Genomic DNA, 15,237 nt, shown 5'->3' with positions numbered 1-15,237 from the left:
TATTGCGCAAGATTATACTATTTTTTAGTCCGTTTTAGGGCGTATGCTGGCTGCATACCCTGTCTGTAGTAAGAAGGAACGTTATGACTCCCGCGGTTAAGTTACTCGAAAAGAACAAGATCCCGTTTAGCATTCATACCTACGATCACGATCCGAATGAAACGAACTTTGGTGACGAGGTGGTGCGAAAATTAGGACTGAACGCTGACCAGGTTTACAAAACTCTGCTGGTGGCGATGAACGGCGATATGAAACAGCTGGCGGTAGCGGTCACGCCGGTCGCCGGGCAGCTGGATTTAAAAAAGGTCGCGAAGGCTTTAGGGGCGAAAAAAGTCGATATGGCCGATCCGATGGTGGCCCAGCGCGTCACCGGCTATCTGGTCGGTGGCATTAGCCCACTGGGGCAAAAAAAGCGTCTGCCCACGGTGATTGATGCGCCGTCGCAGGAATTTGCTTCGATTTATGTTTCAGGCGGCAAACGCGGGCTCGATATTGAGCTGGCGGCGGGTGATTTAGCGAAAATTCTTGGCGCGACGTTTGCGGATATTGCGCGACGGGATTAAACAGACGGTTCTCCCCTCACCTAAACCCTCTCCCCAAAAGGGAGAGGGTATTGAACAACGCCCGAGCTTACTGCCAGCTCACTTCCCCTTTCGGTTCGTAAGCATTCACATCCAGCGGCGAGTTCTGCTCAATGTACTGCTTAAGCACCTCGGCATCGATAAACCCGGTATTCACATACCCTGGTTTGTTGTCGATTTTCGGATAGCCGTCACCGCCGGTAGCGTTAAAGCTCAGCGTCGCCAGACGATAGGTTTTCGCCGGGTCGACAGGTTCGCCTTTGATTTTCAGGTCCTGAAGCTGGCCGTTCTTCGCCACAAAGCTGACGTTGGCAAACTGCGGATAAGCACCGGAATCGGGCTTCATCTGCGCCACGGCGGTCAGATACTCCACCACCTCTTTACCGCTCATATCGGCGTACACCACCACGTTGCCAAACGGCTGCACCTTCAGCACGCTCTTGTAGGTAATATTTCCCGCTTCAATGGAATCACGAATGCCGCCGCCGCTCATCACGCCAAAGTCGGCGCCGGTGCGCGCCATCTGCGCCGCCAGAATCAGGTGGCCCATGTTGGTCTGCACGAAGCGAACCTTGCTGCGGTCGCCTTCCAGATGCCCGTTCACGCTGCCCACTTTCACTTCCAGCTGCGCCTTGCCTTTACTCTGGAACGGCGTCAGCAGCGAGAGCATCTGCGGGTTTTCCGGAATTTGCGGCGTGTAAAGTACGCGCTCACTCTGCCCGTTATCGTAGGTGACTTTCTTCTTCAGGTTCACCGGGATCAGCTGATAGTGCACCATTTTCAGCTCGCCGTTGCGGAACTCGAAATCGGCGCGGCCCACATATTTGCCCCACTCATGGGCCTGCACAATCCAGATACCGTTCTGTTTATCTGGCGCACACGGGGTGCCCGGCACGTAGTCGACCTGCTTTTTATTCTCCGAAGCCATGCACACCGGATCCTGTGAGTGACCACCCACAATCATCCCTAACGCGCCGGTCGGCAGGCTGCGCGCCATCTCGACATCACCCGGTGCGTTTGAACCGTGTTCGCCGTTATCGTAGTGGCCCATGTGGGTCGCGGCCAGAATCAGGTCAGGCTTCTCTTTCTGCTGGAGCTCCTGAATCACCAGCTTCGCTTCTTCCGCCGGTTTGCGGAATTCAATATCGGTGAAGTATTCCGGGTTGCCAATTTTGGCGGTGTCATCGGTGGTTAAACCGATAACGGCAATTTTCAGGTCCTGGCGTTTAAAGATCGCCCACGGTTTAAACAGGCGTTCACCGGTACTTTTCTGGTAAATATTGGCGGAGAGGAACGGGAATTTGGCCCATTTTTCCTGCTGACGCAACACGCTCAGCGGGTTATCAAACTCATGGTTGCCGACAGCCATCGCGTCGTAGCCCACCAGATTCATGCCACGGAAGTCTGGCTCGGCGTCCTGCAGGTCTGATTCCGGTACCCCGGTATTGATATCGCCGCCCGACAGCAGCAGCACGCTGCCGCCTTCAGCCGCGACTTCCTTACGAATGCCGTCGACCAGCGTTTTTTGCGCGGCCAGACCGTACTCGCCGTATTCACTGCGCCAGAAGTGCCCATGGTGATCGTTGGTATGCAGGATGGTGATTTTATACGTTTTATCTTGCTGATAAGCCTGTGAAGGCAGGCTGACTAACGACAGTGCCGTCAGCATCGCCAGCGCCACGCCTCGTTTGACGAATTGCATGTTTCTCTCCCTGAGTGAATAACAACCGCAGAAATTACAACGCTATGAAATATTAGTCTAATTTGTTTTCAGAAATGAGACTTCCTTCAAACGTCTTAGACAGGTATCTTAGTCTGATAATTATTATTAAAGCGTTTATCTCCAACATCGCACTACCAAATATAAGTGGAATCTATGGCAATCACTGAAACCAGCCCTACCCGGCCTGGCCCATCTGCGTCTTCGCAAAAGGGCCGTACCTCATTCGGTATCCTGGGAGCGATCAGTCTCTCCCACCTGCTCAACGACATGATTCAGTCGCTGATTCTGGCGATTTATCCGCTGCTGCAGTCCGAATTCTCTCTGACCTTCGTGCAGATTGGGATGATTACCCTCACCTTCCAGCTCACATCGTCCCTCTTCCAGCCGGTCATCGGCTACATCACCGATAAGCGTTCGATGCCGTGGTCGCTGCCGGTGGGCATGTGCTTTACCCTGAGCGGGCTGGTGCTGCTGGCGCTGGCGGGCAGCTTCGGTACGGTGCTATTGGCCGCCGCGCTGGTGGGTACTGGCTCATCGGTGTTCCATCCGGAATCATCCCGCGTGGCGCGAATGGCCTCCGGTGGCCGTCACGGCCTGGCGCAGTCAATCTTCCAGGTGGGCGGTAACTTCGGCAGTTCGCTGGGGCCGTTGCTGGCGGCGGTTATCATTGCGCCGTACGGGAAAGGCAACGTGGCCTGGTTTGTGCTGGCGGCGCTGTTGGCTATCGTTGTGCTGGCGCAGGTCAGCCGCTGGTACGCGGCACAGCACCGTATGGCAAAAGGTAAACCGAAAGCTACGATTATCAATCCGCTGCCGAAAAACAAAGTGATTCTTGCCGTCTGCATCCTGCTGATGCTGATTTTCTCGAAATACTTCTATATGGCGAGCATTAGCAGCTACTACACCTTTTATCTGATGCAAAAATTCGGATTATCGGTACAAAACGCGCAGATTCACTTATTCGCCTTCTTGTTTGCGGTTGCCGCAGGGACCGTCATTGGCGGGCCGGTGGGTGACAAAATTGGCCGTAAATATGTGATTTGGGGCTCTATCCTCGGCGTTGCGCCGTTTACCCTCCTTTTACCCTACGCGACCCTTTGGTGGACCGGGATTTTAACGGTCATTATTGGATTTATCCTCGCCTCGGCGTTTTCTGCCATTCTGGTGTACGCGCAGGAGCTATTACCGGGGCGTATCGGTATGGTTTCCGGGCTATTCTTCGGTTTCGCTTTCGGCATGGGTGGCCTTGGCGCCGCCGTGTTGGGGCTGGTGGCTGACCATACCAGTATCGAGTTGGTTTATAAAATATGTGCTTTCCTACCACTTATTGGTATGTTGACCATATTCTTACCTGATAACCGCCAAAAACACTAAATTCCGGGCAGCCAAACCTTCATTTTGGCTGCCTCCTTTCTCCCCGCAACCGCGCGTCGTCTCTGACTTCTCATATTCAACTTTCATTTTTGTGCCATTTACTCTTAAAAATTCAATTTTTTAGCTAAATTCAAGAATTATTCACAAACAAAATAGTGGAAATTGTCATAAACTATTACGAGGTTTTTTGGTTTTCAGGCTGTTGCGACACTCTGCGCCAAAAATGGGACCACGCATCACGACGAAAGGAGACGGAATGCATCACGCCACACCGCTAATCACCACCATTGTTGGTGGCCTTGTGCTCGCTTTTTTCCTTGGCATGATTGCCAATAAGTTAAGAATTTCTCCACTGGTAGGATATTTGTTAGCGGGCGTACTGGCCGGACCCTTTACTCCAGGATTTGTCGCTGATACCAAACTGGCACCAGAACTCGCGGAATTAGGCGTTATTTTGCTGATGTTCGGCGTCGGTCTCCATTTCTCACTGAAAGATTTGATGGCGGTAAAGTCCATCGCCATACCCGGCGCGATAGCGCAGATAGCGGTCGCCACCCTGCTCGGGATGCTGCTCTCCACCTTCTTAGGCTGGTCCATAATGACCGGCATCGTCTTTGGCCTGTGCCTGTCTACCGCCAGTACCGTGGTGCTGCTGCGCGCGTTAGAAGAACGACAGCTTATTGATAGTCAGCGGGGGCAAATTGCCATCGGCTGGCTGATCGTTGAAGATCTGGTGATGGTCCTGACGCTGGTGCTGCTGCCCGCCGTCGCCGGAATGATGGAAAAAGAAAATATCGGTTTCGCCTCGCTGGCTATCGATATGGCGATAACCATCGGTAAAGTGGTGGCGTTTATCGCCATTATGATGCTGGTTGGCCGCCGCCTGGTGCCGTGGATCCTCTCTCGCAGCGCCGCCACCGGCTCTCGCGAACTGTTCACGCTCTCGGTACTGGCGCTGGCGCTGGGCATCGCCTTCGGCGCGGTAGAACTGTTTGACGTCTCGTTCGCGCTGGGTGCGTTCTTCGCCGGGATGGTGCTGAACGAATCCGAACTGAGCCATCGTGCGGCGCACGATACCCTGCCGCTACGTGACGCGTTTGCGGTACTGTTCTTTGTCTCCGTCGGCATGCTGTTTGATCCGCTGATTCTGATTGAGCAGCCGCTGGCGGTACTGGGAACGCTGGCAATCATCATCTTCGGTAAATCGCTCGCGGCGTTTGGCCTGGTGCGTTTGTTCGGCCACTCCCAGCGTACCGCCCTGACCATCGCCACCAGCCTCGCGCAGATTGGCGAATTCGCCTTTATTCTCGCCGGTCTGGGCATGGCGCTGGATCTCCTGCCGCAGGCCGGGCAAAACCTGGTGCTGGCGGGGGCGATTCTCTCCATTATGCTCAATCCGGTGCTGTTCTCCGTGCTGGAGAAATACCTCGAGAAAACGGAAACGCTTGAGGAACAGACCCTGGAAGAGGCGCTGGAAGATGAAAAACAGATTCCGGTAGATATCTGTAACCACGCGCTGCTGGTTGGCTACGGTCGCGTCGGCAGCCTGCTCGGCGAGAAGCTGATGGCGCAAGGGATTCCGCTGGTGGTGATTGAAACCTCCCGTACCCGCGTGGACGAACTGCGCGAGCGCGGCATTCGCGCGGTACTGGGTAATGCCGCCAACGAAGAGATTATGACGCTGGCGCATCTCGACTGCGCCCGCTGGCTGCTGCTGACCATTCCAAACGGCTATGAGGCCGGAGAAATCGTCGCCAGCGCCCGCGAGAAGTATCCGCATCTTGAGATTATCGCCCGTGCGCATTACGACGATGAAGTCGCGTATATCAGCGAACGAGGTGCCAATGAGGTGGTCATGGGTGAGCGTGAGATAGCGAAAACCATGCTGGGGCTATTGAGCGATCCGCCGTTGAGTGAGGCTGTTAGCGGATAGCATCGTAAGCCGGATAAGGCAAAGCCGCCATCCGGCAATGTGCATGCCTGATGGCGCTACGCTTATCAGGCCTACGCGTTTACGTAGGCCTGAATAACAATATTACCGCTCCCAGTACGCCTCTTCGAGGCTATCTTCTTTCTCCGGCAGGCCGCGCGTCAAACGCGGCGAATGCTGGTTCAGCACCTGATAACTCACGCGGTTAGCATACTTACACACCTGCGCCAGCGACGAGTAGGTCAGCCAGTTATGCTGGTGCTTACTGGAATTCGGCACGTTGCTGCGATGGTAAGCGTTAGCGGTAATGTCGTGCAGCAGCGCCGCCAGCGCGCCGTCACCTGCGCCGTTGGTATTCATGATCTTCTCAGGGCCACCCATAAACGGCGCAATGTGCGAGTAGATACGCAGCGGATCCTGACAGTCTTTATAGCGTACCGCACGGCTGAATTCGTACTGGTTAAACTCGGCAATGGCCCCCGGCAGCAGCGGGTGCTGAGTTTTGCGCTTGGCTTCGTTTTCGGTGAAGCCCGCCATATACAGCCCGGTCGGCCCGGCGGTACACAGCACCAGGTCCACCCAATCCAGCGCTTTATCCGCCGCCTGTAACGGGTCGCTCAAGCCGGTCAGCGCTTCCGCTTCTTCTTCGTTCATCGCCAGAATCGACACGTGCTCTTTAATAAAGCTCTGCCACCATTCCGGGCTATCGGCAATCACAAACTTGGTGCCCAGCGTCAGCACCACCGGCACATTGTGTTTCTTCGCGTAGGCGATGGCCTGCATCGTGGCGTCCGGCATCGGCTCGCCCGGCTTGCAGCGCACCAGGTAGGAGGTGAGCACCAGCGCAGAGGCGCCGGCAATCACCGATTCCGGCACGCTTTCCGGACGCAGTTTGTTCATGTGTCCTGGGCTGATAGCAAAAGTACGCTCTCCGCTTTCGCTGATCAGCGTAAAGCAGCGGCCAATCGGGCCATCGACGCCCTGTAGATGGTTGAGGTCGGTACGGCTGGAGGTATTACACAGGTAACGATAGGCATAGCCGCCAATTTCAATATTGCTGCACATGACGCCCAGCAGTACCGAACGGTCGTCCGCCAGAACCGAATAGTTGTGCATGGTATTACCGATGGTGCCACCGGCAAACTGATGGGTAATCAGGCTCTCGCGTACCAGTTCCTGGTATAGCGCTTCCGCGACATCATCTTCAATCACCAGCGAATGCCCGGCGCTCAGGCCATAGCGCTGAATAAACGCATCGTCGACTTTGGCTTCAATATCCACCAGCGTCTGGTCGATACCGACAACCCAGGCGGTACTGGTTTCACTTTCAGGTTGAATCTGCTGGAGCAGCGGATCGCGAGCGTCCACCGGGAAGTAATGTTTAGATTTGCGTTTACCGGGAAATTTCATGGTGATTTCTGGATGACTAGGAACAAGCGGGGAATAGTAGCACACCCCCCGCCCGCTTGCGATTAGCGATACGATGCCGTCAGATTCACCATCATTTCGATATGTGCGGCATCGTCATTGAGCGCCGGAATATACTCATATTTCTGCCCGCCCGCCTCGAGGAACAGTTCGCAGTTTTGCACCGCAATCTCTTCCAGCGTCTCAAGACAGTCGGCAGAGAAACCTGGGCACATCACCTGAATATGTTTCACGCCCTTTTCCGCGAGCATCTTGAGCGTTTCGTCGGTATACGGCGTGAGCCACGGTTCGCGGCCAAAGCGCGACTGGAAGGTCATCATCACCTTATCAGGCGAAATACCCAAAGCGGAGACCAGTTCACGCGTGGTGTCACGACAGCGCTGCGGGTAATCGTCGCCTTCATTAGCATAACGCTGAGGAATACCGTGGTAGGAAAGCAGCAGGAGATCGGGCTCGCCGTGGCGCTCAAATGACGCCCGTGCGCTCGCCGCCAGCGCCTGAATATAGTTGCGATCGGTCGCGTAATCACGAATAAACGAGACGCCCGGAATCGCGCGTTTGGTTGCCAGAATGCGTGCCAGTTCATCCCACACCGCAGCCACGGTGGAACAGGAATACTGCGGATAGAGCGGCAACACGATGAGCTGGTCAACGCCCTGCGCCAGCAGTTCATCCACCGCGCTTTGCAGCGATGGCGTGCCATAGCTCATGCCCAGCACCACCGGCACATCCGGCAGACGTGCCGCCAGCGCCTGCTGCTGACGACGGCTGTAGACCAGCAGCGGTGAGCCCTCTTCCATCCATACCGATTCATATAGCTTCGCCACTCTCGGCGCGCGGATCGGCAGAATGACGCCGCGCAGCAACGGCCACCAAAGCAGGCGAGGCGTATCCACGACGCGCTTATCGCTTAAGAACTGCTTCAGATAGCGTTTAATGGCTTCAGACGTGGGAGCATCGGGAGTGCCGAGGTTAACCAGCAGGATACCAGGTTTCTTATGATGCATTACCGCCTCTTATCGATTCAAATTGTTGATAATTGTAGCGGAAAAGCGAGGAAGAAAAACTAATTGCTGTGAGAGGTAAAGCGAGAATTTTTGCCTGATGGCGCTGCGCTTATCCGGCCTACAGAACGGCATAGATGGGATAAGGCGTTTACGCCGCCATCCGGCATCGGATGGCGGCACAACATTAGCCGAGAATTTTTTCCAGCTCTGCGCGTACGTCAGCCACGGCCTGAGTGCCGTCAACTTTCGCGTATTTGGTGTTACCCGCCTGCGCTTCTTTGGAGTAGTAGCCGATCAGCGGCGCGGTCATCTGATGGTATTCCACCAGGCGTTTACGCACGGTCTCTTCCTGATCGTCCTTACGGGTGGTCAGCTCTTCGCCGGTCACGTCATCTTTACCTTCAACTTTAGGCGGGTTGAATTTGATGTGGTAAACGCGGCCAGAAGCGGCGTGTACGCGACGGCCAACGATACGGTCAACGATCAGCTCGTCCGGTACGTCGAATTCCAGCACGTAGTCAACGTTGATGCCCGCTTCTTTCATGGCGTCAGCCTGCGGAATGGTGCGCGGGAAGCCGTCCAGCAGGAAACCGTTGCGGCAGTCTTCCTGAGCGATACGCTCTTTGACCAGCGCGATAACCAGTTCGTCAGTAACCAGTTTGCCGGCGTCCATGATGTCTTTAGCCTGTTTGCCCAGCTCGCTGCCGGATTTAACAGCGGCGCGCAGCATATCACCGGTGGAAATTTGCGGAATGCCATATTTCTCCATGATGAACTGTGCCTGAGTTCCTTTACCCGCGCCAGGTGCGCCAAGCAGAATGATACGCATTGCGAAAATCCCCTCAAAGGTTGTCAATATTTTTTAAAAAGCGCTAAAAGATACCACCAGAACGGCGATGGCTCAAGGAAGGCGGGACGGCTGAAACGGTTAATGGTCAGATATTTTGCGTACGGAGCAGTTTGATGCCCTCACCCCGCCCCTCTCCCACTGGGAGAGGGAGAATACCAGCGCCGGGCCAGTCCCCCTCCCTTTCAGGGAGAGGGTTAGGGTGAGGGTAAGGTTTATGACACCAGCAGCTGGTTCATGCGGCGGATAAACTGGTTAGGATCGTCCAGCGTACCGCGCTCGGCGAACAGCGCCTGGTCGAGCAGCAGTTCAACCCACTCTTTAAACTGCCCTTCGTCCTGGGTATCCGCGGTGCGTTTCACCAGCACGTGGTCCGGGTTCAGTTCAAAGATGTACTTCACTTCCGGCGCGGCCTGGCCCGCAGCGGCAAACAGCTTCGCCATCTGGGTGCTCATTTCATCGGCGTCGGTGGTGACGATGGCCGGGGTGTCGGTCAGACGGTGAGTCAGACGCACCTCTTTCACGCGGTCGCCCAGCAGGGTTTTCACGCGTTCAACGAACGGAGTCAGCGCTTTTTCTGCTTCTTTAGCGCTCTCGTCCACTTCATCCGCCAGCTTGTCGATGGACTCATCGGCTTTAGCAACGGACTGGAACGGCTTGCCGTCGAACTCGGTCAGGTAGTTCATCATCCACTCATCGATGCGGTCGGAAAGCAGCAGCACTTCGATGCCTTTCTTACGCAGCAGCTCCAGATGCGGGCTGCTCTTCGCCGCAGCATAGCTGTCGGCGGTGATGTAGTAGATCTTCTCCTGCCCTTCTTTCATGCGCGACACGTAGTCGGCCAGCGACACGTTCTGCTCGGAAGTGTCGGTATGGGTAGACGCAAAGCGCAGCAGTTTGGCGATCGCTTCCTGGTTAGCATGGTCTTCCGCCGGACCTTCTTTCAGCACCAGACCAAACTGTTTCCAGAAGGTCAGGTACTTCTCGGCGTCGTCTTTCGCCAGCTTATCCAGCATCTGCAGTACGCGCTTGGTCAGGGCGTTACGCAGGTTACGGGTGACGTTGCTGTCCTGCAGAATTTCACGGGAGACGTTCAGCGGCAGATCGTTGGAGTCTATCAGCCCGCGCACAAAACGCAGGTAGTTCGGCATAAACTGCTCGGCGTCGTCCATGATAAAGACGCGCTGCACGTACAGCTTCAGACCGTGTTTATGATCGCGGTTCCACATATCCCACGGCGCCTGCGACGGGATATACAGCAGGCTGGTGTACTCCTGCTTACCTTCCACACGGTTGTGGCTCCAGGTCAGCGGGTCGGTAAAGTCGTGGGCGATATGCTTGTAGAACGCTTTGTATTCATCGTCGTTCAGCTCGGCTTTATTACGCGTCCACAGCGCCTGCGCTTTGTTGATTTTCTCCCAGGAAACCACAGTTTCGCCGTCTTTCTCTTCGGATTTCTCTATTTCTACCGGCAGCGCGATATGGTCGGAATATTTGCTGATGATCGAGCGTACGCGCCAGTCGTCGAGGAACTCGTCCTCGCCTTCGCGCAGGTGCAGGGTAATTTCGGTACCGCGATCGTCTTTGGTGATGTCGGCCACGGTGTATTCGCCCGCGCCTTCGGATTCCCAGAACACACCGTTCTCTGCGCTATCGCCCGCCGCACGGGTGCGCACGGTAACTTTATCCGCCACGATAAACGCGGAATAGAAACCGACGCCGAACTGACCGATCAGCTGGCTGTCTTTGGCCTGGTCTGAGCCCATGGATTCGAGGAATGCTTTGGTGCCGGATTTTGCGATCGTCCCGAGATGATCGATCACCTCGTCGCGATTCATACCAATACCGTTGTCGGCAATGGTCAACGTACGCTTATCTTTATCGAAGGAGACGCGTACGCGCAGCTCGCCATCGCCCTCATACAGATCCGGGTTAGACAGCGCGCGGAAGCGCAGCTTGTCGGCAGCATCTGAAGCGTTAGAGATAAGCTCACGCAGGAAGATTTCTTTATTGGAATACAGAGAATGGATCATCAGGTGCAGAAGCTGTTTTACTTCTGACTGAAAGCCACGTGTTTCTTGTCCTTTCATTGCAAAATACCTCAATGGTGATTACAAGGTAAAAAAAGCGATGAGAGGAAAATGGGGATGGGTGGTGAGGATTTCAAGCGAGAGCAGAAAATCCTGCTCTCGTTTGATTAAAAACGAATCTTATGACGACCGGCCAGCGAGTGCGACAGCGTGGTGCCATCGACCATCTCCAGCTCACCGCCTACCGGAACGCCGTGGGCGATACGGCTGGCTTCAACGCCATATTGCGCGCACAGCTCAGCGATATAGTTGGCCGTGGCTTCCCCTTCCACCGTCGGGTTGGTGGCGAGGATAATCTCCGTGAGCTGCTCCGTTTCCAGACGCTGCTCAAGGCGGTCAAGACCAATATCATCCGGGCCGATGCCGTCGAGCGGCGACAGATGCCCCATCAGCACGAAGTAGCGGCCGGAGAACTGCCCGGTCTGCTCAATGGCGTAGATGTCCGCCGGACTCTCCACCACGCAGATCTGGCCGTTTTCCTGGCGACGCGGGTTCGCACAAATGTTGCACACCTCCTGCTCAGTGAAGGTGCGGCAATCGGCACAGTGGCCGATTTCCGACATCGCGCGGGTTAAAGCTTGCGCCAGACGCATCCCGCCGCTGCGGTCACGCTGCAGCAGGGTAAACGCCATACGCTGCGCCGACTTCGGGCCAACGCCCGGCAGGCAGCGCAGCGCTTCCATCAGCTGAGTTAACAGCGGACTGGTTTGCATCAGAACGGCATCTTGAAACCTGGCGGCAGCTGCATACCAGAGGATACAGAGGCCATTTTCTCTTTCTGGGTTTCATCAATACGGCGCGCCGCATCGTTGAACGCCGCAGCGACCAGGTCTTCCAGCATCTCTTTGTCGTCTTCCAGCAGGCTTGGGTCGATTTCAACGCGACGGCAGTTGTGCGCGCCGTTGATGGTCACTTTGACCAGACCTGCGCCAGATTCGCCGGTGACTTCCAGCTGGGCGATTTCTTCCTGCATTTTCTGCATTTTGTCTTGCATCTGCTGGGCCTGTTTCATCAGGTTACCCAGACCGCCTTTACCAAACATAGGCTTCTCTCTCAGTAGGTCACGTTAAAGAATAACGACCGTAAGCAGCGCTTGCGGTCAAATGGGGCGAATACTCTCTTCATCCAGGTCCGCGTCGAAGAACCGACGCAGGGTCTGAATGTTATTATCCGCGATGATCGACTCGCGCGCCTGCGCGAGTTTCTCTTCATAAATGGCCTGTCGCCACTCCAGCGGCGTACGCACCGCCGGATTATCATCTTCCACGATGGTCAATTCAACAGGCGCGCCGTATAAACTGCTCATCGCCTCAGCCAGCTTCTGCTTCGCGCCGGGGGAATTAAGATGCCGCTGCGTCGGGCGCAGATGCAGGCACACCGTACTGCCGTCCTGCTCTTTCCACGCGTTGAGCGCCACCTGCTCGACCAGCTTCGGCAGCGCCATCTGGCTGACCTCCGCCGCCCACGGGTCGCGCTCTAATGATTCCGCCGCCAGCTTCGCCGACAGTTCCGGCGTTTTTTCATGCTCCAGCGCTTTCTTCAACGCTTTTGGCGTGGCGACTTCTTCTTTTTTGACTTCTTCAACCGGCGTGGTCGCTTTCCAGCGATAAGCCTCTTTTTTCACCGCCGGTTGGGTCAACGCGGACGGCGCCGGGCGCGCCTGAACGCGTTCGGACACCGAAGCCAGTCTTTCCAGCGCAGCGTTATTCACCGGCCGCGCGCGGGAAGCGGCTGCCGGTTCACTCTTTTTTGGGGTGGTTGCTCCCTGACTGCTTTGCTGCAACTGACGTCGCGCGGCCAGCACCTGATGGGTGGACTCTGGCAGCGGCGCGGCCGCTGGCGGCGGCGTCATCGGCGCGGCAGAAGGCATGGGCGCAGGCTGTTGCGTCACCGGGGCATAGGCAGGCGCAAACGTCTGCTGCGGCCTTTCCGGCTCCGGCAGCGGCGCATTCGGATGAAATGCCAATGCGCGCAGCAGCGTCATTTCAATGCCCATGCGGCGATCCGGCGCGAACGGCAGCTCTTTGCGGCCAATCAGCAGCGTTTGATAGTACAGCTGTACGTCGGTGGGCGGCACGGTACGCGCAAGGTTGCGCATCCGTTGTTCAATCGCCGCCATATCGCTGCCCAGCGCCGCAGGCGACAGCTGAACCATGGCAATCCGGTGCAGCAGACTCTGCATTTCAACCAGCAGCGCCTCCCAGTCGACGCCGCGCAGCGCGGCATCGTTAACCAACTCCATCGTCCGCTCGCCATTCGCGGCCACCAGCGCTTCAATCAGCGACAGCGCCTGGTCGTCATCCAGCGTGCCAAGCATTTCGCTGACGGAGACGGTTGTCAGCTGGCCTTCGCCGCTGGCAATCGCCTGATCGGTGAGGCTTAACGCATCGCGCAGGCTGCCGTCCGCCGCACGCGCCAGCAGCTGCAGGGCGCGAGGCTCGTGGACGATATGCTCTTCGTCGAGGATATGCTCAAGCTGATGGCGAATCTGCTCAACGTCGAGCGCCTTGAGGTGGAACTGAAGACAACGCGAGAGAATGGTCACCGGCAGTTTTTGCGGATCGGTGGTCGCCAGCAGGAATTTGACGTGCGCAGGCGGCTCCTCCAGCGTCTTCAACAGGGCGTTGAAGCTGTGGCGGGAGAGCATGTGCACTTCGTCGATCAGATAGACCTTAAAGCGGCCGCGCGCAGGCGCGTACTGGACATTATCCAGCAGGTCGCGGGTATCTTCGACTTTGGTTCGCGAGGCGGCGTCGATCTCAATTAAATCGACGAAACGCCCCTGCTCAATTTCACGGCAGTTATCACACACGCCGCAAGGCGTGGCGGTAATGCCGGTTTCGCAGTTCAGCCCCTTCGCCAGCAAGCGGGCGATAGAGGTTTTCCCGACGCCACGGGTGCCGGAAAAGAGATATGCGTGATGAATGCGCCCTAACGATAAGCCGTTCGCCAGTGCGGTCAGCACATGTTCCTGGCCGACGACGTCAGCAAAGGTTTGTGGGCGCCATTTTCGGGCTAAGACCTGATAACTCATTGGCAGGCTCTGAAACGCTGGAAGGTGGATTCACGAAGGGATAATGCTACCACAGCCCCGCCGGATCGGCGAGGCTATGTATCGGGAAATGCTTAGTGCCCCGGGAAATTCACCAGGCTGTAGCTGGTGATGCCCTGTTTTTCCAGGCGCTGTTCGCCGCCCAGATCGAACAGGTTGATGATGAAGGCCGCATCGTGCACTTCACCACCCAGACGACGGATCAGTTTCACCGTCGCTTCAATGGTCCCGCCGGTTGCCAGCAGATCGTCGACTACCAGCACTTTGTCGCCCGGTTTGATCGCGTCAACGTGGATTTCCAGCTGATCGGTGCCGTACTCCAGCTCGTAGCTTTCGGCGATGGTTTCACGCGGCAGCTTGCGCGGTTTACGCACCGGGACAAAACCTACGCCCATTGCCAGCGCGACCGGCGCGCCAAACAGGAAACCACGCGCTTCGGTACCCACGACTTTGGTGATACCGGCGTCTTTGTACTTCTCGACCAGCAGTTCAATGCTGAGCGCGTAGGCTTTCGGGTCTTCCAGTAAGCTGGTGACATCGCGGAAAAGAATGCCAGGTTTCGGATAATCCTGGATGCTCTGGATGCTGTTCTTCAGATATTCAAGCTGCTGTGCAGTTGCGGTCATAGGTTTGTGCCTGATTGAAACAGTGTTACTCAAGGCGAGCAAAATGGGCTAAAAGTTACATTTGATTAACTTTTAACCAGGCGCGCCTGTGCTCGAAAACGCCAGAATTTACTGGCAAGCTCGCAGAATTGCAACACCATTAATGCGGTTCACGGCTTTTGTTGCTCTGCATCAACGACGGGAATTCGCCATAAAAAAATCAACAATCCGCAGAGGATTGCCAACAGCAGTAGACGAACCCACAGCAAATTGACCAGCCACAGCGAAACAGCAAAGGTCAACAAAATCACCGCGATGGCGCGCGGCTTCGCGCCCGGCGGCATAGCTTTGTAACGCTGCCAGTGGCGCAGATAGCCGCCAAACCAGGAGCGATACAGCAGCCAGTTATGAAAACGCGGCGACGAGCGGGCGAAGCACCAGGCGGCCAGCAGAATAAACGGCGTGGTGGGCAACAGCGGCAGCACAACACCGATTGTGCCGAGGGCTACCGCCAGCCAGCCAATAATGATTAGAATAGTACGCTGCATAATGCGAATCGTTATCAAATGAGCATGCTACTGTAGCATAGCCGATAACAAG

Annotated in this window: 13 protein-coding genes and 1 other annotated feature; of the genes, 3 read left to right on the top strand and 10 right to left on the bottom strand. The window is 56.1% G+C overall.

The annotated features are described in order from the left end of the window. Positions 1-83 precede the first annotated feature (83 nt). Positions 84-563 (top strand): Cys-tRNA(Pro)/Cys-tRNA(Cys) deacylase YbaK, encoded by a 480-nt coding sequence (gene ybaK / locus K7B04_RS11615; RefSeq protein WP_035891819.1) that lies wholly within the window; start codon positions 84-86, stop codon positions 561-563. 67 nt (positions 564-630) lie between these two features. Here the strand turns inward: ybaK and ushA are convergent, their stop codons facing one another. Next, positions 631-2,283, bottom strand: coding sequence for a bifunctional UDP-sugar hydrolase/5'-nucleotidase UshA (ushA, locus tag K7B04_RS11610; RefSeq protein ID WP_223804055.1), 1,653 nt, complete (start codon positions 2,281-2,283; stop codon positions 631-633). 174 nt (positions 2,284-2,457) lie between these two features. On the opposite strand from ushA, the gene K7B04_RS11605 reads away from it, so the two are divergent. Next, positions 2,458-3,678, top strand: coding sequence for an MFS transporter (locus K7B04_RS11605; protein ID WP_223804054.1), 1,221 nt, complete (start codon positions 2,458-2,460; stop codon positions 3,676-3,678). A 256-nt stretch (positions 3,679-3,934) separates the two neighbouring features. After that, positions 3,935-5,611 (top strand): YbaL family putative K(+) efflux transporter, encoded by a 1,677-nt coding sequence (gene ybaL / locus K7B04_RS11600; RefSeq protein ID WP_064548024.1) that lies wholly within the window; start codon positions 3,935-3,937, stop codon positions 5,609-5,611. A 102-nt stretch (positions 5,612-5,713) separates the two neighbouring features. Here ybaL and K7B04_RS11595 read toward each other — a convergent pair whose 3' ends face one another. From K7B04_RS11595 to K7B04_RS11555, 9 genes are all read right to left on the bottom strand, one after another. Continuing rightward, the gene (locus K7B04_RS11595; RefSeq protein ID WP_163445961.1) at positions 5,714-7,018 is read right to left on the bottom strand and encodes an inosine/guanosine kinase; all 1,305 of its coding nucleotides are present in this window, start codon (positions 7,016-7,018) and stop codon (positions 5,714-5,716) included. A 62-nt stretch (positions 7,019-7,080) separates the two neighbouring features. Continuing rightward, entirely contained in the window at positions 7,081-8,043 is a 963-nt protein-coding gene (hemH, locus tag K7B04_RS11590) for a ferrochelatase (RefSeq protein ID WP_223804053.1), read from the bottom strand. Between the two features lie 184 nt (positions 8,044-8,227). After that, positions 8,228-8,872, bottom strand: coding sequence for an adenylate kinase (gene adk / locus K7B04_RS11585; RefSeq protein WP_014069168.1), 645 nt, complete (start codon positions 8,870-8,872; stop codon positions 8,228-8,230). A gap of 233 nt (positions 8,873-9,105) precedes the next feature. Further along, positions 9,106-10,980 carry a molecular chaperone HtpG gene (gene htpG / locus K7B04_RS11580; protein ID WP_163445959.1) on the bottom strand — a complete coding sequence of 625 codons (1,875 nt, stop codon included), beginning with the start codon at positions 10,978-10,980 and terminating at the stop codon, positions 9,106-9,108. Positions 10,981-11,087: 107 nt separating this feature from the next. After that, complete coding sequence (gene recR, locus K7B04_RS11575) at positions 11,088-11,693, bottom strand: recombination mediator RecR (protein ID WP_064548015.1); 606 nt, start codon at positions 11,691-11,693, stop codon at positions 11,088-11,090. After that, on the bottom strand, positions 11,693-12,022 hold the full coding sequence (locus tag K7B04_RS11570) for a YbaB/EbfC family nucleoid-associated protein (RefSeq protein ID WP_064548013.1): 330 nt from the start codon (positions 12,020-12,022) through the stop codon (positions 11,693-11,695). The genes recR and K7B04_RS11570 overlap by 1 nt, the downstream gene beginning before the upstream one ends. Before the next feature lie 57 nt (positions 12,023-12,079). Next, positions 12,080-14,014, bottom strand: coding sequence for a DNA polymerase III subunit gamma/tau (dnaX, locus tag K7B04_RS11565; RefSeq protein WP_223804052.1), 1,935 nt, complete (start codon positions 14,012-14,014; stop codon positions 12,080-12,082). Then, positions 12,686-12,750 (bottom strand) — a sequence feature (DnaX frameshifting element). (Overlaps the previous gene by 65 nt.) A 92-nt stretch (positions 14,015-14,106) precedes the next feature. Next, positions 14,107-14,658: an adenine phosphoribosyltransferase gene (gene apt, locus K7B04_RS11560; protein WP_052283817.1), complete on the bottom strand. Its 552-nt coding sequence runs from the start codon at positions 14,656-14,658 to the stop codon at positions 14,107-14,109. Positions 14,659-14,807: 149 nt separating this feature from the next. Further along, positions 14,808-15,185: a DUF454 family protein gene (locus K7B04_RS11555; protein WP_167576465.1), complete on the bottom strand. Its 378-nt coding sequence runs from the start codon at positions 15,183-15,185 to the stop codon at positions 14,808-14,810. Positions 15,186-15,237: the final 52 nt, after the last annotated feature.

This window comes from Kluyvera sp. CRP (genome assembly GCF_019930565.1).
Lineage (GTDB): Bacteria > Pseudomonadota > Gammaproteobacteria > Enterobacterales > Enterobacteriaceae > Kluyvera > Kluyvera georgiana_A.
This window is presented reverse-complemented; position numbering and strand designations above follow the sequence as displayed.